Origin of the sequence: Pseudoalteromonas sp. P80D2 (assembly GCF_036680945.1) — a bacterium.
GTDB lineage: Bacteria > Pseudomonadota > Gammaproteobacteria > Enterobacterales > Alteromonadaceae > Pseudoalteromonas > Pseudoalteromonas shioyasakiensis.
In genome coordinates, this window is the sequence record NZ_JAZDAR010000026.1 from 1 (window position 1) to 13,953 (window position 13,953).

Annotated in this window: 13 protein-coding genes; 9 read left to right on the plus strand and 4 right to left on the minus strand. The window is 40.5% G+C overall.

The window, feature by feature from the left end; genetic code table 11:
• Nucleotides 1-93: 93 nt before the first annotated feature.
• Nucleotides 94-366 (minus strand): oxidative damage protection protein, encoded by a 273-nt coding sequence (locus VRK28_RS04810; protein WP_036970432.1) that lies wholly within the window; start codon nt 364-366, stop codon nt 94-96.
• A 15-nt stretch (nt 367-381) separates the two neighbouring features.
• Complete coding sequence (gene mutY / locus VRK28_RS04815; RefSeq protein WP_290442234.1) at nt 382-1,458, minus strand: A/G-specific adenine glycosylase; 1,077 nt, start codon at nt 1,456-1,458, stop codon at nt 382-384.
• Nucleotides 1,459-1,676: 218 nt separating this feature from the next.
• On the opposite strand from mutY, the gene trmB reads away from it, so the two are divergent.
• From trmB to arcA, 5 genes are all read left to right on the plus strand, one after another.
• Nucleotides 1,677-2,402, plus strand: a complete 726-nt coding sequence (gene trmB, locus VRK28_RS04820) for a tRNA (guanosine(46)-N7)-methyltransferase TrmB (RefSeq protein WP_054560769.1) — start codon at nt 1,677-1,679, stop codon at nt 2,400-2,402.
• 16 nt (nt 2,403-2,418) lie between these two features.
• Entirely contained in the window at nt 2,419-3,447 is a 1,029-nt protein-coding gene (gene rsmC / locus VRK28_RS04825; RefSeq protein WP_062564935.1) for a 16S rRNA (guanine(1207)-N(2))-methyltransferase RsmC, read from the plus strand.
• A gap of 118 nt (nt 3,448-3,565) precedes the next feature.
• Complete coding sequence (locus tag VRK28_RS04830; protein ID WP_062564934.1) at nt 3,566-5,188, plus strand: ATP-binding protein; 1,623 nt, start codon at nt 3,566-3,568, stop codon at nt 5,186-5,188.
• Nucleotides 5,188-5,709, plus strand: a complete 522-nt coding sequence (locus tag VRK28_RS04835; protein ID WP_062564933.1) for a YfiR family protein — start codon at nt 5,188-5,190, stop codon at nt 5,707-5,709. Before VRK28_RS04830 ends, VRK28_RS04835 begins: the two co-directional genes overlap by 1 nt.
• Before the next feature lie 105 nt (nt 5,710-5,814).
• Nucleotides 5,815-6,531, plus strand: a complete 717-nt coding sequence (gene arcA / locus VRK28_RS04840; protein ID WP_054551295.1) for a two-component system response regulator ArcA — start codon at nt 5,815-5,817, stop codon at nt 6,529-6,531.
• A 6-nt stretch (nt 6,532-6,537) separates the two neighbouring features.
• Here arcA and arcB read toward each other — a convergent pair whose 3' ends face one another.
• Nucleotides 6,538-8,865, minus strand: a complete 2,328-nt coding sequence (gene arcB, locus VRK28_RS04845; protein WP_062564932.1) for an aerobic respiration two-component sensor histidine kinase ArcB — start codon at nt 8,863-8,865, stop codon at nt 6,538-6,540.
• Nucleotides 8,866-9,038: 173 nt separating this feature from the next.
• Between arcB and folE2 the strand changes: the two genes are divergently transcribed.
• The 4 genes from folE2 (at nt 9,039) to VRK28_RS04865 (ending at nt 12,397) form a co-directional block, all read left to right on the plus strand.
• Complete coding sequence (folE2, locus tag VRK28_RS04850; RefSeq protein WP_062564931.1) at nt 9,039-9,959, plus strand: GTP cyclohydrolase FolE2; 921 nt, start codon at nt 9,039-9,041, stop codon at nt 9,957-9,959.
• An 81-nt stretch (nt 9,960-10,040) separates the two neighbouring features.
• A complete protein-coding gene (locus tag VRK28_RS04855) occupies nt 10,041-10,634 on the plus strand; it encodes a DUF2726 domain-containing protein (RefSeq protein ID WP_062564930.1) in 594 nt (197 codons plus the stop codon).
• A gap of 103 nt (nt 10,635-10,737) precedes the next feature.
• On the plus strand, nt 10,738-11,445 hold the full coding sequence (mtnN, locus tag VRK28_RS04860) for a 5'-methylthioadenosine/S-adenosylhomocysteine nucleosidase (RefSeq protein WP_054551291.1): 708 nt from the start codon (nt 10,738-10,740) through the stop codon (nt 11,443-11,445).
• 1 nt (nt 11,446) lies between these two features.
• Nucleotides 11,447-12,397, plus strand: coding sequence for a cobalamin biosynthesis protein CobD/CbiB (locus VRK28_RS04865; protein WP_058585663.1), 951 nt, complete (start codon nt 11,447-11,449; stop codon nt 12,395-12,397).
• 58 nt (nt 12,398-12,455) lie between these two features.
• On the opposite strand, the gene tyrS is transcribed toward VRK28_RS04865, so the two are convergent.
• Nucleotides 12,456-13,655, minus strand: a complete 1,200-nt coding sequence (gene tyrS, locus VRK28_RS04870) for a tyrosine--tRNA ligase (RefSeq protein ID WP_054560777.1) — start codon at nt 13,653-13,655, stop codon at nt 12,456-12,458.
• Nucleotides 13,656-13,953: the final 298 nt, after the last annotated feature.

The following is a 13,953-nucleotide window of genomic DNA, read 5'->3' on the forward strand; positions in this document are numbered from 1 at the left end:
GGATTGTGCATGATCATTCTGATCGGTCAACTGATCAACTTCTTAACTGATCAGCATTAGCCTATTGGCCCTTTTTACTTTTAATTTCTTCGTTTATTTTTCTGGTGGACGGTAGCCTTCAATTTCCACGTCTTTACCTTCAAATAAGAAACCTACCATTTGCTCTTCTAAAAAAGCACGGTGCTCTGGATCCATCATGTTCAGGTGTTTTTCGTTGATCAACATTGTTTGCTTGTGCTGCCATTGGCCCCATGCTTCTTTACTGATGTTGTTGAAAATCTTTTCACCAAGCTCACCTGGGTATAGTTGGAAGCCTAAGCCTTCAGCTTCTTTTTGTAACTTTTGACAAAATACTGTGCGTGCCATAATTGCTCTCTACTCTTATTGCGTGATGCTATTGTAATCTATTGCGCTTAATTGTTTAACCAGCTTTTTCGTTGGGGCTGCAAGGCCAACCTCAACTGACTCATCAAGCGGATACCAAACTAGTTGCCGCTCATTTATAAGATCAGGAATGCTCGGCAAGGTTAAAACATAGGGGTTGATAGTCAGCTCAAAATGCGAAAACACATGGGTAAAGGCTTCCATTGCCTGCGTATTAGTTGATAAACCATGCTGGGCTAAAAATGTTTCTAGCTCAGTTAATTCGCTAAACTCGAAAAAGCCAAATAAACCACCCCATATTCCTGAGCTTGGGCGCTTTTCCATAAGTACTTTATTATCGCAGGCTATTATAAGCTGATGACATGACTTTTTCGGCACAGCCTTTTTCGGCTTTGAATGCGGGAACTCTTTAACTTTACCTTCTTTAAAAGCAAGGCATTTACTATTTAAAGGGCAAGGCTCACAGTCAAACTTACTCCGCGAACAAAGACTTGCGCCTAAATCCATCATTGCCTGATTAAACTCAGTGACCGACTCTTTAGGCGTTAATTGCGATGATAATGACCAAAGGTGATTTTCGACCTTTTTCACTCCATACCAGCCTTCAACCATAAAAAAGCGTGCCAGTACTCGTTTAACATTACCATCTAAAATTGGATGATGTTGGCCAAGTGATAAAGACAAAATTGCCCCAGCAGTTGAACGACCAATACCCGGCAAGTCCATCACCTCTTCAAGCGTGGTTGGAAATTTACCTTGGTATTTATCACGAACTATTTTTGCCGTTTTATGTAAGTTGCGCGCACGGGCGTAATAGCCAAGCCCAGTCCAATGGTGAAGCACCTGATCTTCATCGGCATTAGCAAGCGCAATGATGTCAGGAAAGCTTTGCATAAACTTTTCAAAGTAAGGAATAACAGTTACTACTTGGGTCTGCTGTAGCATAACCTCAGAGATCCATACCTTATAAGGGGTTTTATTTAGCTGCCATGGCAGAGTTTTACGACCGTGAAGGTGGTACCAGTCAACCACTTGGTTTGCAAACCAGGTTGACTCCTTATTGCTTAAATTCAAAATAACATCTTTACTTGCTGAAGCTCATTTCGGCCAAGTCTATTGCAGTTAGTTAGGCCAAGCAAGCCGAAGAGGCTCTGCTCTGTCTAAATTGCTCGTACATGGTCGCAATATTAATCTCGAAAGATAAACAGCCCTTGACTATTGTACTCAAGGCGCAGGTCAGGGATAATACGCAACCTTTTTCTATAGTCAGTATTTTAATCAGGCCAAAATATATGAGTGACTCAAGTAACCCAAACCTCGAGCAAGCAAAGCAAGAGGGTAAATACATCCGCACGATTCGTAGTTTCGTTAAGCGCGAAGGTCGCCTAACAAAAGGCCAAGCGGCAGCCATCGAGAAGTGTTGGCCAACTATGGGCCTTGAGCACAAAAATGGCATGCTAAACCTAGCAGAAGTGTTTGGTAACGATAACGATGTGGTACTAGAAATCGGTTTTGGTATGGGCAAATCGCTAGTTGAAATGGCTAAAAACGCACCAGAACTTAACTTCATTGGTATTGAAGTTCACCGCCCAGGTGTAGGTGCTTGTTTAATGGATGCCGATGAAGCTGGTGTAACAAACTTACGCGTATTCGAGCATGATGCGGTTGAAGTGCTTGCTGACTGTATTGCCGATGAAAGCTTATCTAAGCTGCAATTATTCTTCCCTGATCCATGGCATAAAAAACGTCACCATAAGCGTCGTATCGTACAACCAGAGTTTGCACAAAAATTACGTAGCAAATTAAAAATTGGCGGTGTTTTCCATATGGCCACTGACTGGGAAAATTATGCAGAGCATATGCTAGAAGTAATGCAAGTGGCTGAAGGTTACAAAAACCAATCAGAAACTAACGATTACGTTCCTCGCCCAGATTCACGTCCACTGACAAAATTTGAGCAGCGCGGTCACCGTTTAGGTCACGGCGTATGGGATCTAATGTTCGAGCGTACTAAGTAATAAAAGGTAAAGCAGCATGAGTAAGTTAACCAACCCAAGTTTACTATTGCTTCGTAATGAAGACGAACTTGTTGGACAATCGATTTTAGTGGTTAACTTTGAGCAAGATGGCTTTTTACGCGAACTTAAAGCGCTAAATCCCGACGCAAAAATTACTGCGTTCAGTTATAACCACGCAAATGCCATGTATGCCAGTAAAATAGCCGGTATACATGCAGTGGTTGATCACACTATTCCAAATGGTAACTACGATTTAGTTATCTACTATTACCCAAAAGCAAAGCCAGAAGCACAAATGAGCCTTGATAACATTCGTGCTGTTTGTCATCAAGATGCGCAACTATTTGTAGTAGGTGAAAATAAAAGCGGTGTTAAATCAGCAGAGAAACAACTAAAAGACCACTGTGGTTTTAGTAACAAGATCGATAGTGCCAAGCACTGTATTCTGTATTTATTCTCTGAGCTTACGCTAAACGATAACTTTGCTATCAGCCGTTACCACAAACAATTCCAAGTAAAAGCCGGCGATATTGAATTTACTGCGATCAGTGTGCCAGGGGTATTTAACCACGGTGCGCTTGATGTAGGCACTGCGGTACTTCTGAATAATGCGCCAACTGTTAGCAAGGGTAAAGTACTCGACTTTGCTTGTGGCGCAGGCATTATTGCTACTTACTTAGGTTTAAAGCAGCCTGAGCTTGAATTTGTATGTAGCGATGTAAGTGCGCTTGCAACTTATGCCACTGAGCAAACACTTGCGTTAAATGACCTCAAAGGCCAAGCGATTTTGAGTGATGGCTTAACTGATATTAATGGTAAATTTGATCTAATCATCAGTAACCCACCGTTCCATACGGGGATTGCCACAGATTACACCATTGCCGAAGCATTTCTTAGCTCAGCAAAGCAACACTTGAGCAAGCAAGGTAAATTGACCATAGTTGCAAACAGCTTCTTAAAATACCCACCTATTTTAGAAGCACAATTTGGCCAATACAGCACAGATTTCAAAAATACTAAATTTGCCGTTTACTCAGCTAAATAAAAGTTGAGTAAATAGCTTATTCGTAGCAAAAATATTTTTTAAAATATTTAGTTACTTTCAAATGTCTTTGCTAGACTAAACTCTTACTAATAACAAAAATTCTGGCCTTCTATAGCGCATGCCGATATTTTCGACACAAACAAGTATTCGTAAAGCGTTGACCAATGCGGTAATGCTAGTCACTGCGTTATGCTTGTCTTTGTCTATTTCTATTTCGACCTACCTAGATGTAAAAGAGCAAAAGTCGCTGATTGTCGATAAGATCTCTATTTTATCGAAAATAATTGCCTACAACGCCCAAATCACCGTGCTGTTTGATGATAACGAAACCGAATCTGAGCGCTTAAAGTCATTTGAATCTGTGCCGCTTATTAAAAACATCCATATCTACTCAATCGATGAGTTATCTAACGAGCCGGTGTTTTTTAGTAGCTTTAATGCCAACCGTACACCACCAGTACCCATTAAAGTTGGCAGCATAGATAACCTGTTAGAGCCACGCTTCACAGATAAAGATATAGAGCTAATAACCCCTATCGTATACGAAGGGGATACCATCGGTTATGTTTACGTTCGCGGCGGCTTAGACAGGTTAAACCAATATATTAATCGTAAAATTATCATCGATATTTTACTGACCCTGTTCGTTTTAGTACTGGTGTATTTTGTCGCTAGACGTATTCAAAAACGTATTGCAAACCCTATTGATGAGCTAAGTAACCTGCTACAGGACGTATCGAAAAACCATAACTATGATACTCGCGCACAAAAAACCAATATTGATGAAATAAACCAGCTAGCGGGCAGCTTAAATATCATGCTCTCGCGCACTCAAAAACAAATTGAGCGCCACGAAAAAGACAAACAAGAAATAAAACAGCTTAACCAAAGCCTTGAAGAAAAAGTAAACCAACGCACAATCGCATTACGTGAGGCTAACCAAGAGCTGCTCAATACCCTTGAGCGTATGCACCAATACCAAAACCAAATCGTCGAAAATGAGAAAATGGCGTCACTGGGGCAAATGGTTGCAGGTGTTGCTCATGAGGTTAACACACCTATTGGGTTAGGTATTACAGGCTCAACGCTGTTACGTGACAAGCTGGCAGAAATTCACGCGCAGTTTGAACAAAAAACTTTAACTTCAGCACACTTAAAACGCTTTATTAATGACGGCATTGAAAACCTCGATCTTATCTATCGCAATCTTAACCGTGCAGCTGAGCTCGTATCTAGCTTTAAGAAAGTGGCTGTTAATCAAGATGTAGAAGTCAGCACCAAAATCAATTTAAATGATTTATTAAATGATGTGGTGATGTCGATGCGCTCAGAGATTCAATATCGTAATCCTAAAATTACGATTAACTGTAGCAATGACATTAGTATAGAAACCAAATCTGGGCCGTTACAACAAGTGTTACAGCAGCTATTAAGTAACTCGGTGATTCATGCATTTAGTGATGATCAAAATAACGAAATCACCTTTAATGTTGATCGCAACGAAAGTAGCTTGAGTATTCACTACTTCGATAACGGTATTGGCGTTGAGAAATCAATTCGCAAACGTATTTTCGACCCATTTGTAACTACTAAACGTGGTGAAGGTGGCAGTGGTTTGGGCATGCACCTAGTTTATAACTTAGTGACTCAAGCACTTGGTGGTAGCATCGTATACGATGAGCTAGCAGACGAAGGGGCTCACTTTATTATTACTCTGCCATTGCAAGAAGGTGCAGCGTAATGAGATTAGTGAGTTGTATCTTATTAGCTTTGCTTGCTGTATGCCCTGCATTTGCCAAATCACCGGACCAAGTTAAATCAGCCTTTTTGTATCAAATTGCTAAGTTCACGAAGTTTAATGACCAAGTGAACCCTCCCCCTATTTCATTTTGTTTTTATGACTTAGATAAAGGTCCTGGAGCGTTCCTTAAAGATAGAAATGAACTGCAAATTAACAAAAAACCAATTAACGTTATATTAGTGAAAAAAACCCAGCAAATTTCTGAACTTTCTCAAGTTTGTGATATCACATACATTGATGAAACATTAGAAAATGATATACTTCCACTTTGGACCGATACAATTTCATTGGATACTTTAACAATAGGTGAAAGTATCAGCTTTTTAGAAAATGGCGGTATAGCCTCTCTGGTTCAAGAAGGAAATAAAATCCGACTGTATATCAATAAGCAGCACGTATTGCAGCATAACTTTAAAGTGCAATCTCGATTGTTAGCTATGGCTAAGTTTTATCCAAATTGATTTTACTTGTTAACAATTGGATCTAATCCTATAATCTCTAGTATTCGGTTTTGCTTGATAATACCGAATTTTTGTAAATAAAATTTCCGAAAAGGTTAATATACAATGCAAACGCCAGTCATTCTGATCGTAGAGGATGAAGACGTAACTCGACTAAACCTCGTTAGTTTATTTGAAGCTGAAGGTTACAAAGTTATTGAAGCCATTGATGGCGATGATATGCATGACAAGCTTACAAATAATGATGATGTGAACCTTGTAGTTATGGACATCAACCTACCAGGTAAAAACGGGCTAATCTTAGCGCGTGAATTACGTCAAAAACGTAACGTTGGTTTAATTTTCTTAACAGGTCGTGACAACGACGTTGATCGCATTTTAGGTCTTGAAATTGGTGCTGATGATTACATCACTAAACCATTCAACCCTCGCGAATTAACTATTCGTGCTCGTAACCTTATTTCGCGCACAGCCCTAGGTGGCGAAGAAGCGAATATCGAAACAAATGGTGTTATCACATTTAACGGTTGGGAACTTGATGAAAACAGCCGTTGTTTAACATCTCCAAGCGGCGACGCTAAACGTTTACCTAAAGGTGAATACCGCGCGCTACGCTTAATGCTTGACTCACCGGGCCGTATTTTCAGCCGTGAGCAATTAATCAAGCACATGACTGGCCGTGAGCTTCGCGCTAACGACCGTACTGTAGACGTAACAATTCGTCGTATCAGAAAACACTTTGAAAGCGATAACAGCACATCTGAGCTGATCAGCACCATCCATGGTGAAGGCTATCGTTTCATTGGTAAAATCGACAGCTAATTAGAATTAATCTTCTAACTGTTGTAAGAATAATTGGAGGGCGTCACGCCCTTCATTTATTTTCACTGCTAATTCTTCAAGCCACTGCTGTAACTCTTCGCTACTCTCTTCAAGCGCCCCATGTTCCATCTTCTTAGCATGTAACTGCACATCGTTTAAGCCTACAGAGCCAGCTGCACCTTTTAATTTATGTGCCACCGATTTGTACTCTTCTCTATCATCTGCCGCTAACGCATCTGCCAGCTCAGTTTGGTACTGAGGGTTTAACTTATTAAATAACTCACAGCTGCGATTAAATATAACCAGCCCCATTGAGCCTACAAAGTCTTCGATGGTTTCTATATCGAGCAGCTCAACACGAATACCCGATAAGTCTTTTTCAGCTACTGCTTTGATTGGCTCAGGCTGACAGTTTTGTTGCTGCTTGATATCAAATAACTCACCGAGCATTTTATCGAGTTTTGTGGTGTTGATAGGCTTAGCGAGTGCGCCTTGAATATTAATACCAGCAAGCTCTTCTTCGGCGCTACGCACGTTGGCAGTCAAGGCAACGATTGGTAAGTTATCAAAGTGTTCATCGTCACGAATTTGACGAGCAACTTCATCACCATTGATATCAGGTAATTGCATATCAAGTAAAACTAGGTCTAAGTCATCTTCTGTGTAAACAAACGACAGCGCATCCTCACCAGTTTCAGCCCAAATAACTTCGTGGCCACGCTGCTCAAGTAAGTTAGTAGCAATTTCAGCATTTAGCGGCACATCTTCTACTAAAAGAATGTTTAAGCTGCGTACCGCATAACTTTGCTCGGTAGGCGCAATACAAAGCTTAAGCGGTATTTCAACAACAAAAACACTGCCCTCACCTTCAGTACTGCTGACATTAATTTCACCTTTCATTGCGCTAACAAGTGCTTTTGTTACCGCAAGGCCGATACCAGAGCCAATAGCATTAGTGCCGTTGATATCTGGTGCTTTGTAGTACATGTCAAAAATACGATGCAGCTGCTCTTGTGGAATACCTTGACCCGTGTCGCTCACACGCATCACTAACCACGGACCATCGGCACGATTCTCACGACGACATTCAAGCTCTACATGGCCTTGCTGAGTAAACTTAACGGCATTATTGATAAGGTTCCAAACAACTTGGCGTAAACGGGTCGGATCAAGAGACGCGTAAACATCCAGTGTGCCTTTACGTTTAATATTGAACTCAAGACCTTTTTGTTCAGCAATTAAGCCTGCAAAATTCACTACGTCATTAATAAAATCGGCCACATTAACTGAGTCAGCAACAATATCGAGCTGCTCACGGTCAATTTTATCCAAGTCGATAATATCGTTAAAAATATTGCCAAGGGTTTCAGCACTTGAAAACACCGTATTACACCAACTACGTTGCTGTTTATCGAGTTCAGTATCAAGTAGCATGCGGGTTAAACCCACAATACCGTTAAGCGGCGTTCTTAATTCATGGCTTAAAGTTGCAATGAACTTACCTTTATCTTTATAAGCTGCTTCAAGGGCTTGAGCTGCCTCTTTACGACTGGTGATATCACGGCCAAAGGCAAGTAAACCTATGTACTCACCTTTTTCATTAATAAAAGGTAGCTTACGCATTTCAAACCAGCGCTTTTCACCATCAACGGGGTATTCAACGTCAAGTGTAAGAGCTTGGTGGGTTTGAGATACTTTTTTGTCGGTGCGCAGTACTTCTGGTAAATAATCACTTGGGTAGATTTCTTCAACACTCTTACCGATTAACTCATCGCTGCTTTTACCTATCACTTGTTCAAACATTTTATTACAGCCAGCAAATACACCATTGTTATCGCGGTAATAAAATAAATCGGGAGATGAGTCGACAATAGAGCGCAATAGCATGCCTTGTTGCGCAAGCTCTTGTTGAGTTTTTTTACGCTCGGCGATTTCGCGTCTAAGCTCTTCAATCGCTCTATGCTTGGCATGAAACGCCATTTTACGCTCATCAATCTCTTCGTTTAAGCGACTGATGTTGTCTTTTAGCGTTTGGTTAAGCAGTTTTTCTTGTTTGGTTGCGCTATCTAGGTAGCTATAAGAAGCTTCTAATTGGCGAATTGAGTTAAGCAGTACAGTGATTAAAATCGGCGATACCACCGCAGTGAAGAACATCACGGCCAAAACATCAACTAAAGTCACCGTTCCAACTGCAACATAATAAAACATGCACGATAAGATCAGCGACATGACCAATAATAAGGCATAACAGGCGGCGGCAGTTTTAAACTCACCGTACTTAGAAATAAAGCTTGAGAGAGTGCGAGCCCACGGACTCAAAGAAGAATCAATCATATATAAAGCTTAGGCACATAATCGAAAAAAAACAGCATAGCTAATTTTATCACTATTCCTTTAGAAATATTCATATTGTGCGATAAACATAGAATTTTTTCATCAACGCCGCTTTTTTATATTTTTTCATGTAAAATACCGCGCTTTAATAATTGCAAAGAATGAGTATTACCATGCAAACCACAATGCCAGATATTGCTGATACGGCTCCCGCCTTACAAACAGGTAAATTAGACTGGGTTGGCATGGGCGAAATTGAACTTCCTTTCATTTTTGAAACTCGCAATATTGCCCCTGTAAATGTAATTGCCAAGGCACGCGCTTTTGTAAACTTGCATAAAGAAGACGCAAAAGGCATTCATATGTCGCGTCTATTTTTAGCCCTTGATACCTTATCAACCGAGCAGCAAGTTAATCCACAAACTCTTAAACAAGCTCTTGATGCCTTTATTAGCAGCCATGATGATTTAAGTGACCAAGCACAAATCGAATTTAAATTTGAGCTACCTCTGCGTCGTAAATCTTTATTAAGTGGCAAAGTAGGTTGGAAAAACTACCCTGTTCATTTGATCGCTAAGATCAACCAAGGCATTGTAAGCTTTGAGTTAATGGTTGATGTTACTTACTCGTCTACATGCCCATGTTCAGCGGCTCTTGCTCGTCAATTAATTCAAAATGCCTTTAGCGAAAAATTTGCTGAGCAAAACATTGATAAGCAAACTGTTTTAGAATGGCTAGGCACAACAGACGGCATTGTTGCTACACCACACTCACAGCGTTCAATTGCAAACGTGAAAGTAAAACTCGACAGCCAAATTGACAGTTTTGATGTGGTTGGCTTAATTGATGCTTTAGAAGCTGAGCTAAAAACGCCAGTACAAGCGGCAGTTAAACGTGAAGATGAGCAAGAGTTTGCCCGCTTAAATGGTCAAAACCTCATGTTCTGCGAAGATGCTGCACGTAAAATTAAAGGCTTACTAGAACAGCAAAACTACGCCGATTATTGGCTGCAAATAAATCACTACGAATCACTTCATGCCCACGACGCAGTAGCTATCGCTGTTAAAGGGGTTACTGGCGGATACACAGCTTAAAAATTTCTGGTGACTCCACACACTTAGGCACGCTAATTGCTTTTAATTTTCAGTGTCAATTTGTTGTTGTGGAGTTACCGTATGGAATTCGCTTTATTATCAATTTTAGTTTTAGTCGTAGTAGCCTCTGTTGTTGCGTCAAAGTTTACCGATGAAGGCGGAAACCCTTACCCTTTCACTCGTAAGCAAACTGTTTTTACGCAAGTTGAGAGTGCTTTTTTACATCTTCTAGAACGTGCTGTAGGCGACCAATATAAAATCGTCAGCCGCGTTAAACTCATTGATTTAATCGACTGCAAGCAAGGCTTATCTGTCAAAGCAAAACGTGCTGCAATGGCTAAAGCCAAAAACAAACAGTTAGATTACGTACTTATCGACAAAGACAAACTTACTATTGTTGCCGCTGTTGATTTAGTAAATAACACCAACCGCGACGGCCATAAAGCACAACGTGATTGGTTTGTTAGTGGCGCATTAGAAGCGGCGGGCATCCCGCATATTCGCATGAAGGTAAAATCAGGCTATCAACCAAGAGAAGTACGTGATGCAATCATGTTTAAACTTGGTAAACCTGCAGCAGCGCCTGCAAGACCTGCACGCAACCGCATTACTAAACCTGCGGTATTATCACCATCACAAGCAAAAGCACACTCAACGGCGCTTGCAGAAATATAACCTGTCACAATATTGGCAAAAGCAGACTTTAAGGTCTGCTTTTTTGTTTGTTTCAGGCATTTTTAGGTATAATCATCCTATTCAATCTAAGGAATCAAATATTATGCACGTTGGTATTATTGGCGCGATGGAGCCAGAAGTAAAAATCTTACGCGAAGCAATGGTAAACCCAAGCATCATGACTAAAGCTGGTTTTACCTTTTACACCGGTGAACTAGCGGGTAACACAGTTACTTTAGTTCAATCTGGTATTGGTAAAGTGGCTTCTGCAGTAGCAACAACACTACTAATCGATAACTTCAGTCCAGATTGTGTGATCAACACAGGTTCTGCAGGTGGTTTTGAGCCATCGCTAAATGTAGGCGATGTGGTTATTTCTTCAGAAGTTCGTCACCATGATGTAGACGTAACTGCATTCGGTTACGAAATCGGTCAAGTACCACAAATGCCAGCTGGCTTTGCTGCGCACCCTAAACTGATTGAAGCGGCAGAGCAAAGCGTAAGTCAAATCAGCGATGTTAAAACCATGATTGGCCTAATTTGTACTGGTGATTCATTCATGTGTGACCCGGTACGAATTGAAAAAACACGTGCTGAATTCCCAACTATGCTTGCAGTAGAAATGGAAGGTGCAGCAATTGCACAAGCTTGTCATGTGCTAGAAACACCATTTGTTGTTATTCGTTCAATGTCTGACATTGCTGGCAAAGAGTCGCCGCAATCATTTGAAGAGTATATCGAAACTGCATCTATCAACTCATCTAAAATGGTTGTTGCTCTTTTAGAGAAGCTAACATCGGTGAGTTTATAAGGTGATTGCAAATATTGTTCAAAACCATTTGGACATTATTGTATTTTTTGTAGCGCTCTTAGCTGAGCGCTTCTTTCCTTTGGTTAGTTGGTATCATCCTAATACCTTTTTAACCGTTATTTTCTCTGCGCTTAGCGAGCGTTTATACAACCCAACGAACCCCAAAAGCTATCAATATTTAGCCTCAACCTTAGCTTTTACTCTCACCATTTTAGTGATAGTGACATTGGTTGTGCTGTTTTTAGAGTTTGCTTTTTACCCTGAGCTATTAAATGGCTTAATTTTATATCTGTTACTCAGTAGCCGCGCTCAAGAGAAGAAATCATTACGTATTGCCAGATTACTCAAGCTCAACCAAAAAGCGACTGCAAGAGAGCTACTAGCTAGCCTCGTTGCCCGTGATGTATCACGTTTATCAGCCCCAGGCATTTGCAAAGCAACCATGGAGTCACTGGTGCTTCAAAGTGCGCGGCATTATTTTGCCGTTATATTCTTTTATCTACTTGGCGGCGCTATCCTTGCTTTGGTTTATCGCTTACTCACATTAATTCATCAGGCATGGCGAAAAAACCTAAAACCCAACAACCCGTTTTTGGCTCCGATTGCTAAATTACTATTTGTATTGGAGTGGTTACCCACTCGATTAGTTGCATTAACGATTGCAGCAACTAATGCCAGTAAACAATGTATTCATTATATAAAACACTATGGCAGACACTTTTATCAAACCAATACAGGATGGCTGTTAAGTGTTACATCGGCTGCTTTGCAAGTACAGTTAGGCGGCCCTGCCCTTTACCAAGGTGAGCGCTTTAATAAAATGCGTGTTGGGACTGATCGCCTACCAGATGCCGATGATATTCCTGCTTTAGTGAATCGCTTAAATCAAGCGAAAGCATTTTGGTTACTACTGATAGTCGGGATTGAAGTAATTAGCCTATTCACAAACTAATCAAAATATAAGCACAAAAAAACCAGCCGCAGCTGGTTTTTTATACCAATTAGCTTTATTAAGCTAAGGTGATTTTAGCAAACTTACGTTTACCTACTTGGTAAATCTGTGTTGTGCCTTTAGCAACTTCAAGCTTAGTATCCGTTACTTTCTCTTCACCATTAATCTTTACAGCACCTTGTTTAATCATACGCATTGCTTCTGACGTACTAGCTACAAGGTTAGCTTCTTTTAATAGATTAGTAATAAACACAGTGTCTTCAGCAATTGTTACTGTCACTTCTGGGATCTCATCTGGTAATGCATTCTTTTGGAAACGCTTGATGAAATCTTGATGAGCACCTTCGGCTGCTTCTTCACTGTGGAAACGTGCAATCATTTCTTTGGCAAGTTCAATCTTGATGTCGCGCGGGTTTGCACCATCAGCAACACGCTGTTTAAGCGCAGCAATTTCTTCGATAGATAATGCACTTAATAAGTCATAGTAACGCCACATTAGATCATCGCTGATAGACATTACTTTACCAAACATGTCGTTTGGCTCATCAGTAATACCAATGTAATTACCTAATGACTTGGACATTTTCTGAACGCCATCAGTACCTTCAAGCAGTGGCATCATAAGTACTGTTTGTGGCTTTTGACCTTCGTCTTTTTGTAATTCACGACCCATTAATAGGTTAAAACGTTGGTCTGTACCGCCAAGCTCAACATCAGCTTCTAATGCAACTGAGTCCCAACCTTGTACCAGTGGATATAAAAATTCGTGGATAGCAATTGATTGGCCGTTGGCATAACGCTTTTTAAAGTCATCACGTTCTAGCATACGTGCTACTGTTTGACGCGCAGCCAGTTTAATCATACCTGCTGCACCTAAGTTCTCCATCCAAGCAGAGTTGAATGCAACAGTTGTTTTAGCAGGATCAAGAATTTTAAATACTTGCTCTTTATAGGTTTCAGCATTAGCTAAAACATCTTCACGAGTTAACGGTTTACGCGTTACGTTTTTACCCGTTGGATCACCAATCATACCGGTGAAGTCACCGATTAAGAAAATCACTTCATGACCTAGGTCTTGGAAGGTTTTCATTTTGTTGATAAGAACTGTATGACCTAAATGCAGATCAGGCGCAGTTGGATCGAAACCCGCTTTGATCTTAAGTTTCTTACCAGACTTTAGCTTTTCGACTAATTCGTCTTCAATTAATATCTCTTCTGCACCGCGTTTTATCTCAGCTAGAGCGGTTTGTAAATCCACTGTGTATTACTCCAAAAATTCAGCTACCGGGGCGTGGTGGCCTGTCAGGGTTATAAATATAGAGCTAAAAACTTTAAAATTTAGCTAGTTAGCACCAAAAAGCGACACTAGAAAAAAGCCTAACTTAAATAGTTTAAGAAACAGCCCTGAAGGCAGCGCGCATGATTGTTCTTTATACCGCGTTATTGCAATTTAATGAAGGTACTTTAGTTAACTAATATAGATTTAGTTTAACCATAGGCATCTGCTGCAATTTTAACCAAAAAAGTTTAACGCGCTGAGCAATTCTAGCGTAAAA